Source organism: Vibrio sp. T11.5 (assembly GCF_027587155.1).
Classification (GTDB): Bacteria; Pseudomonadota; Gammaproteobacteria; order Enterobacterales; family Vibrionaceae; genus Vibrio; species Vibrio neptunius.
The window spans coordinates 113,316-127,377 of the sequence record NZ_JAPPTP010000012.1 but is presented as its reverse complement, the minus strand read 5'-3'; the positions used below and the strand labels follow the sequence as shown (position 1 = coordinate 127,377).

Below are 14,062 nucleotides of genomic sequence, written 5' to 3'. Positions count from 1 at the left end.
CACATAACTGTGACATAAGTTGCACCACTACAAATGTATTGCTCACTTATCCATCAACAAGGTCAATTAGTTGTCCATACTCCTTATTTCGAAGGTAACAAAGCACCCCATCTTGGTATAAAATGCCCCTTTACGTGAATTGAAATTTTAGGAACGATCGGCAATGGCTGAATACGTATATACCATGTCGCGGGTGAGCAAAATCGTGCCACCTAAGCGTCAAATTCTGAAAGACATCTCGCTAAGCTTTTTCCCTGGTGCCAAGATCGGTGTTCTAGGTCTGAACGGTGCGGGTAAATCCACCCTACTACGTATCATGGCAGGTATTGATACTGATATCGATGGTGAAGCACGTCCACAACCAGGCTTGAATGTCGGTTACCTACCGCAAGAACCTGTATTAGACGAGTCTAAAACTGTACGTGAAATCGTTGAAGAAGCGGTATCGGACGTTGCAGGTGCGATGAAGCGACTTGACGAAGTATACGCTGCGTACGCAGAACCTGATGCTGATTTCGATGCTCTTGCAAAAGAGCAAGGCGAGCTGGAAGCACTTATTCAAGCCAAAGACGGCCACAATCTAGATAACACTCTTGAGCGTGCTGCTGATGCACTGCGTCTTCCGGAGTGGGATCAGAAGATCGAACACTTATCAGGTGGTGAACGTCGCCGTGTCGCTATCTGTCGCCTGCTACTTGAGAAGCCAGATATGTTGCTTCTGGACGAACCAACCAACCACTTGGATGCAGAATCTGTCGCTTGGCTGGAGCGATTCCTAGTTGACTATACTGGCACTGTTGTTGCAATCACACACGACCGTTATTTCCTAGACAATGCAGCAGGCTGGATTCTAGAACTTGACCGTGGTGAAGGGATTCCATGGCAAGGCAACTATACCTCATGGCTAGAGCAAAAAGACGCTCGTTTGCAGCAAGAAGCTTCTCAGGAAAAAGCGCGTCAGAAAACCATTGAGAAAGAACTTGAATGGGTTCGCCAGAATCCAAAAGGGCGTCAGGCAAAATCAAAAGCTCGTATGGCACGTTTTGAAGAGCTTCAAAGTGGTGATCACCAGAAACGCAATGAAACTAACGAGCTATTCATCCCACCAGGCGAGCGCCTAGGTGATAAAGTTATTGAAGTAAATAACCTAACTAAGTCGTTCGACGGCCGTGTTCTCATTGACGACCTTTCATTCAGTATGCCAAAAGGTGCCATTGTCGGTATCATCGGCGCGAACGGCGCAGGTAAGTCTACTCTCTTCAAGATGCTGAGTGGCACAGAACAGCCAGATTCAGGCTCTATTGAGATGGGTGATACTGTTAAGCTAGCGTCTGTTGACCAGTTCCGTGACAGCATGGATGACAGCAAAACTGTCTTCCAAGAAATATCTGAAGGCGCAGACATCATCAAGATCAACAACTTTGAAATTCCTGCGCGCGCTTACTGCTCTCGCTTTAATTTCAAAGGCTCGGACCAACAAAAGATCATCGGTGAACTATCTGGTGGTGAACGCAACCGTGTCCACCTTGCTAAGCTGCTCAAAGCTGGTGGCAACGTACTACTACTCGATGAACCAACCAATGACCTTGATGTTGAAACGCTACGTGCACTAGAAGAAGCCCTGTTGGAATTCCCGGGTTGTGCCATGGTAATCTCGCACGACCGTTGGTTCCTAGACCGTATCGCAACACACATCATCGACTATCGTGATGAAGGTCAGGTGAACTTCTACGAAGGTAACTATACTGAGTATATGGAGTGGCTGAAGAAGACCTTAGGTCCGGAAGCAGCAGAACCGCACAGAATCAAATACAAGCGTATTACAAAGTAATCTTGCTTGAAATTTGTGCAAAGGCCGCTATCATTAGCGGCCTTTATTATATATTGATTCAAAAAAGCCACCATATATATCGAGGCTTTAATCAATAGTGCGAACGAGCGCGCATAGTAGTCACTTCTGATTTGATAGCCTTATAGGATACCTTTAAGAGAGACAACTATGATCGAACGCCGTCGATTTTCGCGCATTGTTTACCAGACACAAGCATTGCTATCTCAACAAAACAGAGTGGTGAAATCCTCTGTGTGTGATTTATCCCTGCATGGACTGCTGCTGACGTCAGATGACGCAGACTCGCTTGATGTCGACAGTATGGTAGATGTAGAGTTTTCGCTTCAAGACAGCGATATCACGATTGAGCTAGTCGGCAAAATTGTGGGCCTCAATAACAATGTGATCCGTATAAGTATTGATCATATTGACATTGAGAGTATCGGACATCTGAAGCGGTTAATTGAATTGAATGTCGGTGACGATGAACTCCTACACAGAGACATTGAGCACCTGTCAGATTTGGGTGAATACACCTAACTAAGCAGTATGTCCAACAAGATAACAATCTCTATCCCCTCTTCATCTGGGGAGCAACAGTTTCACCTGTCAAGAAAAGCCCTTCTTATTGCTATTGCAGGTTCAATCAGTGTGATTGCCCTCAGTGCGACTGCCACTTATTACAGCTGGCAGCAGCAGAATTCTTCCCGAGCTCAAGTCATTCAACTACGTAATCAACTTGCTCAAGCCGAGCAACAATACCAACAGCAGGTCAATGAAACCCATACTTTGTCTCAAGAACTGGAAGAGAAGCGCGACCAAATCCATACCCTAGGCAAGCGAGTTTATGATGTGGAGTCAGTACTTGGTCTTGCTGACGATACACAGGCTGAAAAGTACAACTTGGCGAATCGTATTGATGCCGCAGCGGTCGATTCTGCCGTGCGAGCCACCATGTTTCGCATGATCCCGAACGATACGCCGATGAACTATCTGCGCATCTCTTCACCTTATGGACGACGGATTAATCCAATCACAGGCAAGCGTCACACTCATACGGGTATCGATTTGACCTGTAAACGCGGCCAAGCGATTTACGCCCCAGCCGATGGCGTTGTGGAGACAGTTCGACCAAGCTCAAAAGGCTTTGGCAACTTCCTGACTTTGAGACATTCGTTTGGCTTTATGAGCTCATACGCCCACCTAGCGAAATTTAAAGTGCGCAGTGGTCAGTTTGTGAGTAAAGGAGAGCTGATTGGGACATGTGGTAATTCTGGAAACTCGACCGGACCTCATCTTCATTATGAGATTCGATTTCTTGGCCGAGCGCTTAACCCTCAATATACCATGGATTGGACACCGGAGAACTTTAACTATTTGTTTGAAAAAGAGAAGAACGTGAAATGGGCGCCTTTGGTTGAATTGATAGACAATACGGTCAGATTACAGGTCAACCTCACTAACCATCCTTATCAGGATGCATCGGTAAATACGGTAAAGCGTGACGAAAACCTATCCGATACTCTCACCATACAATAAAAAAGAGCTGCTTAAAGCAGCTCTTAAAACATCAAATTAGTAATGATATGTTAACTACGATGGATGGAATCATTCGCCTGCTTCAGTAGATTCTGGCTTTCATGCATAAACTGCTGAGAATAGTCACCAAACCATTCGCTTACTTTATTGAAGCTTGTGACAAACGCTTGCTTATCTTTACCTTCTAACACTTTCAGTGCTTCGCCAAAACATTGATGGAAGCGCTTTATCATATCGATGTTTTCTTCAGAAGAAAGGATAATATCACCGTATAAGTTCGGATCCTGACCGAAAAGACGCCCCACCATCGCCAACTCCAACCGATAGATTGGTGAGCTTAGTTTCAACAGTTTATCAATATTTGGGTTCTCACGGCTCAAATGCAGGCCGTAAGCAAAAGACGTAAAGTGGCGTAACGCCTGTATCAAAGTCATCCCGTGATCGTGCTCTGAGGCATCAATCTGGCACAAACTCGCTCCCCAAATAGAGAACTGTTTCAGTAACCACTGGTAGTGTTCTTCACCACGACCATCGCAGTAAACAATGACCTGCTTAGCTAAGCTCGGCACATCAGGGCCAAACATTGGATGCAGTCCGACAACGGGTCCTTGATGCACATTGAGCATACTTTGCAGCGGTTTAGATTTGATCGAGGTTAAATCACACAAAATGCAATCTTTTGGCAGTTTGCCTAGCTTCTCAATCACACCCTGGGTCAGATGAATCGGAACAGTAACTACCACTAGGCCTGCGTCCACCAGCATTTCGTCCGCTTTATCCCAGTCTTTACTGCCAAGTACTTTGACATCATAACCAGATAGTTTGAACATTCGACCAAACAAACCACCCAGTTGGCCATTACCACCTACAACCACCACAGAACGCAATTCTGGATTCAAACACTTAAAGCCAGAATCGTTCTCACTCGCGTAAGACTCACGCATGGTACGACGAAGAATGTCTTCAATCAGCTGAGGCGGTACGCCTTTCTTTTCCGCTTCTTCGCGACGTGACGCTAACATGGCCGCTTCACGATCTGGCGCATAAATCGGCAGACCGTGTTCGCTTTTTACTTCACCAACTTTCTCTACCAGAGACAGTCGTTGTGCCAATAAATCCAGAATTTGTTTGTCTACTGCGTCAATTTGATCACGCAATTCATTCAATTCTACGGCCATGATGTTCCTTGTTACTCTTTTCTTAACCTTTCAGACGATCTTCCAAGAATGGGACCAGTTCTGAGTGTGCATGTCGCAATAGTGCCTCAGTTGTATCCCAATTGATACAGGCATCGGTAATTGAAATACCATATTGCATTTCGTTGAGAGGAATATCGGATGGCTGATTACCTTCATTAATATGACTCTCAATCATCAGGCCAATAATCGATTTGTTGCCTTCACGAATTTGGTGAATCACATCTTCAGCAACCAAAGGTTGGCGGCGGAAGTCTTTCCGCGAGTTAGCATGGCTACAATCGACCATCAGAGAAGCATCCAGACCAGCTTTTGCCATATCCTGTTCACACTCAGTGACTGACACTGAATCGTAGTTGGTTTGTTTACCACCACGCAGAATAACGTGACCATTTGGGTTACCTTGAGTGGTCAGTAGCGCTACCTGACCTTCACGGCTGATACCCATGAAGCGGTGGCTTGAAGACGCTGCCTGCATCGCATTGATGGCTGTTGCCAAGCTTCCATCAGTACCATTCTTAAAGCCAATCGGCATAGATAGACCACTCGCCATTTCACGGTGAGTCTGAGATTCTGTCGTACGTGCACCAATTGCTGCCCAGCTGAATGTATCCGCTAGGTATTGAGGGCTGATCGGATCCAGCGCTTCAGTCGCCAGTGGGATCTCCATCTCTGCTAGTTCAACTAGCAGTTTTCGCCCTACGTGCAGGCCGTGCTCGATATCGAAAGTACCGTCTAGGTGTGGGTCATTAATTAAACCTTTCCAACCCACTGTGGTACGTGGCTTCTCGAAGTAGACGCGCATAACAATGTAAAGCTGGTCGCTGAGCTGTTCAGACAATGCTTTAAGACGCTTAGCGTACTCTTTCGCTGCGTCCAGATCGTGAATTGAGCAAGGACCACATACAACCAATAGGCGATGATCTTTTTTATGAATAATGTTAGCGATAGTCTGACGAGACTCCTGAATAAAACGACGAGCGTTATCACTCAGCGGTATCTTGGCTTTCAGCTCTTCAGGTGTAATTAGAACTTGTTCTTCACTAATATTAATGTTGCTCAATTCGCTTTTTTGCATAACTCAAACCTGTATATATTTTTTTACACCCAATTTTAATCGTCTTTACCGGGCTGGATTAATCATAAAATAACAGCCTAAAAACAAATTTCAAGCTGTACATATAAAAAAACACACTGTAAATATTTATATACACAATTATAATTTGAGCTAGTTAGTTGAAAAACTTCGATTCATGCATGTTTTCTTCAACTTATCTTTTCTAAAATAAGCCTATAGCCCAGCATATTATTTCACTCATGGATCTCATTCTTTCCTTACTTCAGCAAATGTGTGTCTACTTAGTCCTTGCTTATATGCTAAGTAAAACCCCTATTTTCCTGCCATTGCTGAGTATCTCCAATCGCCTAACGCACAAACTCAGTGTCTACGTCCTGTTTTCCCTATTCTGTGTTATGGGCACGTACTTCGGCCTACAGATCAATGATGCGATTGCCAATACCCGTGCCATCGGAGCCGTGATGGGGGGATTATTTGGTGGGCCTATAGTTGGCTTCTTTGTCGGGTTAACCGGTGGTTTGCATCGTTACTCGCTTGGAGGGTTTACCGATCTTGCTTGTGCTATCTCAACCACCGCAGAAGGACTGATAGGTGGCTTATTGCACACTTATCTGCTTAGGCGAGGGAAAGGTGCCCAACTGTTTAACCCAAGCGTAGTATTTGCGGTCACCTTGGTAGCGGAAATTGCCCAGATGGCGATCATTCTGATCGTCGCTAAGCCATTTGATCAGGCGTATTCCTTAGTCTCTGCGATTGCTGCCCCAATGATCATCGCGAACTCCGTCGGCGCAGCGCTGTTTATGAGCATACTTCAGGATCGAAAAACTATCTTTGAAGAGTATTCAGCCACCTTCTCACGTCGGGCATTGAATATCGCCGAACGGTCAGTTGGTATCCTCGTTTCTGGTTTCACCACGAAAAATGCGGAGAAGATTGCTCGAATCGTTTACGAAGAAACCAATGTGGGCGCCGTGTCGATCACTGACAATGAGAAAATCCTCGCCTTTGTCGGCATTGGTGACGATCACCATGAGCCAGAAACACCGATCTCTTCGCAAAGTACACTCGATGCCATCTCACGTAATGACATCATCTACCTCGACGGCAAAGACAAACCTTATCAGTGTTCAATCTCAAAAAGTTGCAAACTGGGCTCCGCACTAATTATTCCTTTGCACTCAGGAGATAAAGTAATTGGCACCATTAAGCTGTACGAACCGAAACGTAAGCTGTTTTCGACCATCAATATGTCGATGGCCGAAGGGATAGCGCAGTTGCTTTCCAGTCAGATCCTATTTGGTGACTACCAACAGAAACGCACGCTACTCTCTCAAGCAGAGATAAAATTGCTGCATGCGCAGGTAAATCCACATTTTCTGTTTAACGCGCTGAACACCATCAGTGCCGTCATTCGTCGCGACCCTCCTAAAGCTCGTGAGCTGATTCAGCACTTGTCACATTTCTTCCGTAGTAACCTCAAACAAGACGTAGAAACAGTAACTCTTAAGGAAGAATTAGCGCACGTTAACGCTTATCTCACCATCGAGAAAGCACGTTTTACCGACCGATTAGAAGTGGACATTGATATTGATACCGCATTGCTGGGGCGTAAGCTGCCGACCTTTACCCTACAACCTTTGGTAGAGAACGCCATTAAACATGGCATATCAAACCGACTGGAGGGAGGAAAGATCCGCATTTACAGCCAGAAGCTTGAGCAGGGTTATCAGCTGTGTGTAGAGGACAACGCAGGCAGTTACACACCACCAGCCAATAATCATCAGGGGCTAGGGATGCAAATTGTCGATAAGCGGCTGACCAATAAGTTTGGTCAGATGGCATCACTGTCTATTGACGTAACACCAAACCAACTGACGAGAATGAGCTTCCTCATTCCGGAAAAGACAATGGGTTAGGACACGGATATGATTTCTGCTTTAGTCATAGATGACGAACTATTTGCGCGTGAAGAGTTGACCGAACTGCTTGAAGAGTCGGGCAAAATCACTGTGATAGATCAGGCCAGTAATGCGATTGAAGGCCTGAAAAAGATTAACCAGCTTAAACCCGATGTGGTCTTTCTCGATATTCAGATGCCGCAAATCACCGGCATTGAGCTACTCGGGATGCTTGACCCTGAAACCATGCCAAAGGTTGTGTTTGTCACCGCCTACGATGAATTTGCTATTCAGGCGTTTGAAGACAACGCATTCGATTACTTATTGAAACCGGTAGATACTTGTCGGTTGGACAAAACCATCAAACGCCTTCTTAAGTACGCCAACAGTCACACTCACGAGCAAGTCGCAGCAATCACCCCATCCAGCCTAGATCAAGTACCTTGTATTGGCTTGAATCGGATTGTCATCATTCCGACGCAAGATGTGGAGTTTGCTTACAGTGATATCAGTGGTGTTCATGTCCAGACAGGAGACCAGAAAGCCACATCTCAACTGACACTCAAAATACTCGAAGAAAAAACACCTCTGGTGCGCTGCCATCGTCAGTTTCTGGTTAACATAAAAGCGATTAAAGAAATCAAATTGCTAGAAAATGGATTAGCAGAAATTGTCACTGTCAGTGATCAAACGATTCCTGTCAGCCGTCGGTACCTGAAAACACTGAAAGAAATGCTTGGCTTCCATTAAAAAGAGCCGCAACTGCGGCTCTTTTTTGCTCATTACTTTTCAACTTATCCAACAACACGTTTCATCGCTTCGGATGTCAGCTTCCACTCATCACTACTACGCAACTCAGACAAGGTAAACGACTGTTTCTTCAATAATGCGGTCGCTTGTGGCGTTTCCATCACTGGTAGGTTGTCCAACACTTCAATCTGCGCATCACGCTTATTGCATACCAACACCATGTCACAACCCGATACCAGAGACTGATGCGCACGCTCAGCAGGCCCCCCCATCACAGATGCACCTTCCATCGTCAAATCATCAGAGAAAATAATGCCATTGAAGCCCAACTGTTTTCTTAACACAGCCTTGAGCCAAAATTCAGAGCCACTGGCCGGCTGATCGTCGTAATGAGGGAAAACCACATGCGCCGGCATCATTGCATCCAGTAACCCAGCCTCAATCTGAGCTTTAAAAATCGCCATATCCTGTTCAAAGATAGTGTCTCGCTGATCGTAGGGCGTTTCCAAGTGAGAATCCGCAATCACACCACCATGACCGGGGAAATGTTTGCCCGTCGTTGCCATTCCAACCGCTTTCATACCGCGCATGTAAGCATTGCTGTGACGGATGATACTATCAACATCTTCGCCAAATGAACGGCTACCAATCGCCTTACATTCATGACCTTTATCCAGCACTGGAGCAAAGCTCAGATCAATATCGTGAGCCATCAGTTCCGCTGCCATTAGCCAACCACCTTGCTGCGCCAGCTTTTCTCCATTCGCTTGCTTGGCATAAGATTCTGCCGCAGGGATAAGTGAGAAACCTTCCTTGAAGCGTTGAACTCGACCACCTTCTTGATCAACGCCAATAAGAATCGGACGTTTCGCAGCCTGGCGAATGGATTGGTTCAAGGCGAGTAACTGTTCGTTGTCATGATAGTTGCGAGTAAACAGAATCACGCCCCCGACGGTTGGATGTTCAAGAATTTCTCTATCTTCCGTGGTCAGTTCGCAACCTTCTACATCAACCCATAAAGGTCCCATAATCATTCCTTACTGTTTCAAAGCCGCAACAGCGGATTCACGTTGTTCAATTAATTGGTTAGCGCTTTCTTCCTGCAGAGGTAACAGCGTGCGAATTCGAGCTAAACCTTTCATATTCAACTCCTCTATTTGATTTGCAGTGTACTCAGCCACGTGAAACTGGGGAATAGTTAATTCTTTACGAACGTAAATTTGGAATAAACGAACACATGAACTGAGAACAGGATCATAGAATCGATATGGTTATTATTTCACCACCCAATGAACTTAGGAATGAATTACCCATATCAGCATGCTGACAAAAGCGATAAATAACTCCCCCCTTTCGGCCACACGTATTAAGTCTGCCCAGTGCGCCATAAGATCTTTAGGCGTTTGCAAAATCATATTGATGAGCTTGTGACAAAGTACAGTGAAAATAATGAGTGAGATATCGCTTTTTTAGGAAGTTTGGGCGCATACTAGCAACAACATATCGGTGATTAGTTCACGCCAAAAAGGAGGCGCACTGACGGTGCTACTCTATCAGCCGGAGAACAGGTGGAAATTCGCAATGGATAAAGAGCTTTATATTGGCATCATGTCTGGCACCAGTCTAGACGGTATCGATGTCGCCCTAGTAGAGGTAAGGGACGAGCACATTCAGTTAATCGACCATAGCGATTACCCAATACCTTCGATAATAAAAAAACAAGTACTCGATATCTGTCTCGGCCAACAAACCAACTTAAAACAGGTAGGCACACTAGACCATCAGCTAGGGCACTTGTATGCTGATGCAGTGTTAGCCTTACTTGAAAAAACAGGCCACAGTAAGGAGCAGATTACCGCAATCGGTAACCACGGTCAGACGGTTTTCCATCAACCTACAGGTGAAGCTCCGTTTACTACTCAGCTCGGTGATGCCAATATCATTGCAACACGAACAGGCATTACAACCATTGCCGATTTCAGACGTAAAGATATGGCATTGGGCGGGCAAGGCGCACCACTGGTTCCAGCCTTTCACAGGTCGCTGTTTCAATCAAATGCATCGAGCACTGTAGTGCTCAATATTGGCGGAATTGCCAACATCTCCGTACTTCGCCCCGATCACCCCGTCATTGGTTATGATACCGGACCGGGAAACATGTTGATGGATGCTTGGTGTCACCAGCACCAAGGCCAGCCTTTTGATAAAGACGCCTTATTCGCACAACAAGGCCATATCGATACAGCACTGCTCAACGCCCTACTTCAAGAGCCTTACCTCGCACAAAAAGCGCCAAAGAGCACAGGTCGAGAGCGGTTTAACTTGCCTTGGTTAGAGGCTATTCTAAGCAACCATAACTGCTCTGCTGAAGATGTTCAGCGAACATTGTGCGAATACACTGCACAAACCATCAGCTTAGAGGTCGAAAAGCACTCGCTGGGGGAGCAGCCTCAATTATTAGTTTGTGGCGGTGGCGCCTGTAATCCACTGCTGATGAGCCGCCTGAAAGCATTACTTCCAGCATGGTCTGTCGACTCTACAGATTCACAAGGTGTTGATAGTCAGAATATGGAAGCGATGGCATTTGCTTGGCTTGCCTATCGCCGCATTCACAACCAGCCAAGCAATTTGCCAGAAGTCACCGGAGCGAGCCATCCTGCTTCTCTTGGTGTGATGTACTTTGCCGATTAAATAAGGACGATTATGACCAACGATGCACTCATCGCAGCACTTTCCCATTTGGTTTCTGAAGGTCGTAACCCAGAAACAATGGATATTGACCTGCTGCCTTCTCTGGAAATCGTTAAAAGAATTAACCAGCAAGATAAACTCGTTCCACTCGCGGTAGAAAAAGTGCTGCCTGAAATTGCTCAGGCAGTAGACAAAATCACTCAAGCTTTCAAATTGGGTGGCCGCTTAGTGTATATGGGCGCTGGTACCAGCGGACGTTTAGGGGTCCTTGATGCCTCGGAGTGTCCCCCTACGTTTGGCGTCTCCGATCAAATGGTCATCGGCCTGATTGCAGGCGGCCCGGATGCTATCCTCAAAGCCAAAGAAGGCGCGGAAGATTCGCCGGAGCTTGGCGTTGCTGATTTGAAATCTATTGAGTTCAGCGATAAAGACGTCGTGGTAGGCATTGCAGCTAGCGGCCGAACGCCTTACGTTATTGGTGCGCTGGAATACGCTAACGACCTTGGAGCGACTACAGTTGCTTTGTCATGTAATCCGGATTCGATCATTGCGGAAGTCGCACAAATCGCGATTAGCCCAGTAGTAGGACCAGAGGCATTAACGGGGTCAACGCGATTGAAGTCAGGAACGGCGCAGAAGCTTGTTCTCAATATGCTGACCACGGCCAGTATGATCCGTTTGGGTAAGAGTTATCAAAACTTGATGGTTGATGTGAAAGCGACCAACAAGAAACTGGTTGCACGTGCCGCTCGTATTGTCATGCAGGCTACTGAGTGCGACAAACAGCAAGCCGTCAATACGCTTGAACGAACCGACTATGACGTCAAATTGGCCATCTTAATGCTCCTGACCGGAATGGATGTCGACAGTGCTAGAAGTCAACTTAATCATCAGGAAGGCTTCCTGAGACGAGCAGTAGAAAAACACAATCAATAACAATAAAGGCTTGGTAGATACCAAGCCTTTATTATTTAATATTCGTTCGCATGTTCATCCCAGCCACGCTTCCACTCCATACGAAATTTCTGCGCTTCTGCCGTGCCCTCACACACACCTTCATAATACTGCCCCGTTAAACCAATCTGATAAGCAAAGTTGGGGTTGCAGTACTCTTGGATTCCTATCAGATAACCTTGCTCATAATCTCCCTGCATCGCACTGCCTAAACTGGCTAACTCTTTAAAAGAGCGCTGAGAGTGGCCACGAATACCATCTCGATATCCAATCTCATACCAATCGCCTTCGTGAGCCAGTTGCTCAGTACTAGCAGTACACGCCATTAACGTAGATACCAACATCAGAAAAATGAGTCTTCTCATTGTTTTTCCTTGTTTTTATTGAAGGTCTCTTAATCAAAACACTAAATGCCCGACTTTGCCACTGAGATGCACTAAAAACCGCTTAACAGTGCCAATTACCACTCAGCCTGCCATATGACCACTCAGCTGAGATTTGAATGAGAATGGTCATCGAGAAGCGTAACATTGAAACTGAACTTATTAAATCTTGACTAAGGAACAAGTGCTATGTTGTGGTTTCTAACCTGTGTTGCTGCTCTGATAGGCGGATACTTCCTCTACGGGTCATTGGTTGAAAGAATCTTCGGTATTAATGAAAAGCGCCAGACACCGGCTCATACGAAGGCGGACGGTGTGGATTATGTTCCAATGTCGACCAAGAAAGTCTATCTGGTTCAGCTTCTGAACATCGCTGGTGTTGGCCCTATCTTCGGTCCCATTATGGGCGCACTGTATGGCCCTGCGGCAATGCTTTGGATTGTTGTCGGCTGTATTTTCGCCGGCGCAGTGCACGATTACTTCTCAGGTATGCTGTCGGTACGTAACGGTGGTGCTTCTGTGCCAACAATCACAGGTCGCTATCTAGGCAATGGTGCAAAACACTTTATGAATATCTTTGCCATTGTTTTATTGTTGCTTGTAGGTGTCGTCTTTGTTTCTGCACCAGCAGGTATGATCACCAATCTAATCAATGAACAAACCAGCATCTCTGTCAGCATGACATCAATGGTTATCGCTATTTTTGCTTACTACATTATCGCCACTATTGTTCCTGTCGACAAAATCATTGGCCGCTTCTATCCACTCTTTGGCGCACTGCTTATTTTTATGTCGGTTGGCCTGATGACAGCAGTTGCGCTATCAAGCGAGCACACCGTAATGGGTGATTTTCAGATAACGGATATGTTCACCAACCTGAACCCGAACGATATGCCACTATGGCCAGCGCTATTTATCACCATCGCATGTGGTGCTATCTCTGGCTTCCACGCTACTCAGTCACCTTTGATGGCTCGTTGTATGGAGAATGAGAAAAACGGTCGCTTCGTTTTCTACGGTGCCATGATTGGTGAAGGTGTGATTGCGCTTATCTGGTGTGCGATTGCGCTGTCTTTCTTCGGTAATCTCGACGCGCTCTCTGAAGCCGTGAAAAACGGCGGACCTGGCAATGTGGTCTACAGCTCTTCGTTTGGCCTACTTGGCGTAGTTGGTGGTGTGATTGCCTTCTTAGGCGTTGTTATCTTGCCCATCACATCTGGTGATACTGCGTTCCGCTCTAGCCGTTTGATCTTAGCCGAATACTTCAACATGGAGCAGAAGACTCTGCGTAATCGCCTACTGATGGCAGTCCCTCTTTTCGTGATTGGTGGCATCCTAACTCAAGTAGACTTCGGTGTTATCTGGCGTTACTTCGGCTTCGCTAACCAGACAACCGCAGTCATGATGCTGTGGACAGCTTCAGCTTACCTGCTTCGTCACAACAAACTGCACTGGATCACAACGATTCCAGCCATCTTTATGACGACTGTAGTGGTGACCTTTATCCTTAACAACAGCACGCTAGGATTTGGGCAACCAATGAACGTGTCGACCATCGCTGGCATCTTGTTCTCGCTCGCGACAACGGCCTACGTCATCAAAAAGTCTAAAGGCAAAGGGGAAACTGACCTAGCGGATGAAAACGCAACCAAAGTGGCAACTGAAACCGCTTAAGCCAATTGATTGGCATATTGAATAGGGCTCCTTAGGGAGCCTTTTCTTTGGTCTAAAAACTGTCACGC

Annotated in this window: 12 protein-coding genes; 8 read left to right on the top strand and 4 right to left on the bottom strand. The window is 46.1% G+C overall.

Annotation, left to right across the window (positions count from 1 at the left end; genetic code table 11):
* Window positions 1-163: 163 nt before the first annotated feature.
* The 3 genes from ettA (at window position 164) to OH455_RS13810 (ending at window position 3,370) form a co-directional block, all read left to right on the top strand.
* Entirely contained in the window at window positions 164-1,831 is a 1,668-nt protein-coding gene (gene ettA, locus OH455_RS13820; RefSeq protein WP_045975331.1) for an energy-dependent translational throttle protein EttA, read from the top strand.
* A 168-nt stretch (window positions 1,832-1,999) separates the two neighbouring features.
* The gene (locus OH455_RS13815; RefSeq protein WP_269981795.1) at window positions 2,000-2,371 is read left to right on the top strand and encodes a PilZ domain-containing protein; all 372 of its coding nucleotides are present in this window, start codon (window positions 2,000-2,002) and stop codon (window positions 2,369-2,371) included.
* Between the two features lie 9 nt (window positions 2,372-2,380).
* A complete protein-coding gene (locus tag OH455_RS13810; RefSeq protein ID WP_269981794.1) occupies window positions 2,381-3,370 on the top strand; it encodes a M23 family metallopeptidase in 990 nt (329 codons plus the stop codon).
* Window positions 3,371-3,420: 50 nt separating this feature from the next.
* Here the strand turns inward: OH455_RS13810 and tyrA are convergent, their stop codons facing one another.
* Together tyrA and OH455_RS13800 are read right to left on the bottom strand one after the other, a co-directional pair.
* Window positions 3,421-4,548: a bifunctional chorismate mutase/prephenate dehydrogenase gene (gene tyrA / locus OH455_RS13805; protein ID WP_269981793.1), complete on the bottom strand. Its 1,128-nt coding sequence runs from the start codon at window positions 4,546-4,548 to the stop codon at window positions 3,421-3,423.
* 22 nt (window positions 4,549-4,570) lie between these two features.
* Window positions 4,571-5,644, bottom strand: coding sequence for a 3-deoxy-7-phosphoheptulonate synthase (locus OH455_RS13800; RefSeq protein ID WP_269981792.1), 1,074 nt, complete (start codon window positions 5,642-5,644; stop codon window positions 4,571-4,573).
* 239 nt (window positions 5,645-5,883) lie between these two features.
* Here OH455_RS13800 and OH455_RS13795 point away from each other — a divergent pair, with 239 nt between their 5' ends.
* Together OH455_RS13795 and btsR are read left to right on the top strand one after the other, a co-directional pair.
* Window positions 5,884-7,560 carry a sensor histidine kinase gene (locus tag OH455_RS13795; RefSeq protein WP_269981791.1) on the top strand — a complete coding sequence of 559 codons (1,677 nt, stop codon included), beginning with the start codon at window positions 5,884-5,886 and terminating at the stop codon, window positions 7,558-7,560.
* 9 nt (window positions 7,561-7,569) lie between these two features.
* A complete protein-coding gene (btsR, locus tag OH455_RS13790; RefSeq protein ID WP_269981790.1) occupies window positions 7,570-8,292 on the top strand; it encodes a two-component system response regulator BtsR in 723 nt (240 codons plus the stop codon).
* A 44-nt stretch (window positions 8,293-8,336) separates the two neighbouring features.
* Here btsR and nagZ read toward each other — a convergent pair whose 3' ends face one another.
* On the bottom strand, window positions 8,337-9,320 hold the full coding sequence (gene nagZ, locus OH455_RS13785) for a beta-N-acetylhexosaminidase (protein ID WP_269981789.1): 984 nt from the start codon (window positions 9,318-9,320) through the stop codon (window positions 8,337-8,339).
* A gap of 553 nt (window positions 9,321-9,873) precedes the next feature.
* Here nagZ and OH455_RS13780 point away from each other — a divergent pair.
* Both OH455_RS13780 and murQ read left to right on the top strand, forming a co-directional pair.
* Window positions 9,874-10,983 carry an anhydro-N-acetylmuramic acid kinase gene (locus OH455_RS13780; RefSeq protein WP_269981788.1) on the top strand — a complete coding sequence of 370 codons (1,110 nt, stop codon included), beginning with the start codon at window positions 9,874-9,876 and terminating at the stop codon, window positions 10,981-10,983.
* A gap of 12 nt (window positions 10,984-10,995) precedes the next feature.
* Complete coding sequence (gene murQ, locus OH455_RS13775; protein WP_206369861.1) at window positions 10,996-11,919, top strand: N-acetylmuramic acid 6-phosphate etherase; 924 nt, start codon at window positions 10,996-10,998, stop codon at window positions 11,917-11,919.
* Window positions 11,920-11,954: 35 nt separating this feature from the next.
* Here murQ and OH455_RS13770 read toward each other — a convergent pair whose 3' ends face one another.
* On the bottom strand, window positions 11,955-12,302 hold the full coding sequence (locus OH455_RS13770; RefSeq protein WP_045975341.1) for a DUF2799 domain-containing protein: 348 nt from the start codon (window positions 12,300-12,302) through the stop codon (window positions 11,955-11,957).
* A gap of 207 nt (window positions 12,303-12,509) precedes the next feature.
* On the opposite strand from OH455_RS13770, the gene OH455_RS13765 reads away from it, so the two are divergent.
* On the top strand, window positions 12,510-13,994 hold the full coding sequence (locus tag OH455_RS13765) for a carbon starvation CstA family protein (protein ID WP_269981787.1): 1,485 nt from the start codon (window positions 12,510-12,512) through the stop codon (window positions 13,992-13,994).
* The last annotated feature ends 68 nt before the right edge of the window (window positions 13,995-14,062 follow it).

What these genes read in the sequence shown, in the direction of transcription:
- OH455_RS13795 (WP_269981791.1), top strand. Translation starts at nt 5,884, where the DNA reads ATGGATCTCATTCTTTCCTTACTTCAGCAAATGTGTGTCTACTTAGTC.
- nagZ (WP_269981789.1), bottom strand. Translation starts at nt 9,320, where the DNA reads ATGGGACCTTTATGGGTTGATGTAGAAGGTTGCGAACTGACCACGGAA.
- OH455_RS13770 (WP_045975341.1), bottom strand. Translation starts at nt 12,302, where the DNA reads ATGAGAAGACTCATTTTTCTGATGTTGGTATCTACGTTAATGGCGTGT.
- ettA (WP_045975331.1), top strand. Translation starts at nt 164, where the DNA reads ATGGCTGAATACGTATATACCATGTCGCGGGTGAGCAAAATCGTGCCA.
- OH455_RS13780 (WP_269981788.1), top strand. Translation starts at nt 9,874, where the DNA reads ATGGATAAAGAGCTTTATATTGGCATCATGTCTGGCACCAGTCTAGAC.
- btsR (WP_269981790.1), top strand. Translation starts at nt 7,570, where the DNA reads ATGATTTCTGCTTTAGTCATAGATGACGAACTATTTGCGCGTGAAGAG.
- murQ (WP_206369861.1), top strand. Translation starts at nt 10,996, where the DNA reads ATGACCAACGATGCACTCATCGCAGCACTTTCCCATTTGGTTTCTGAA.
- OH455_RS13765 (WP_269981787.1), top strand. Translation starts at nt 12,510, where the DNA reads ATGTTGTGGTTTCTAACCTGTGTTGCTGCTCTGATAGGCGGATACTTC.
- tyrA (WP_269981793.1), bottom strand. Translation starts at nt 4,548, where the DNA reads ATGGCCGTAGAATTGAATGAATTGCGTGATCAAATTGACGCAGTAGAC.
- OH455_RS13800 (WP_269981792.1), bottom strand. Translation starts at nt 5,644, where the DNA reads ATGCAAAAAAGCGAATTGAGCAACATTAATATTAGTGAAGAACAAGTT.
- OH455_RS13810 (WP_269981794.1), top strand. Translation starts at nt 2,381, where the DNA reads ATGTCCAACAAGATAACAATCTCTATCCCCTCTTCATCTGGGGAGCAA.
- OH455_RS13815 (WP_269981795.1), top strand. Translation starts at nt 2,000, where the DNA reads ATGATCGAACGCCGTCGATTTTCGCGCATTGTTTACCAGACACAAGCA.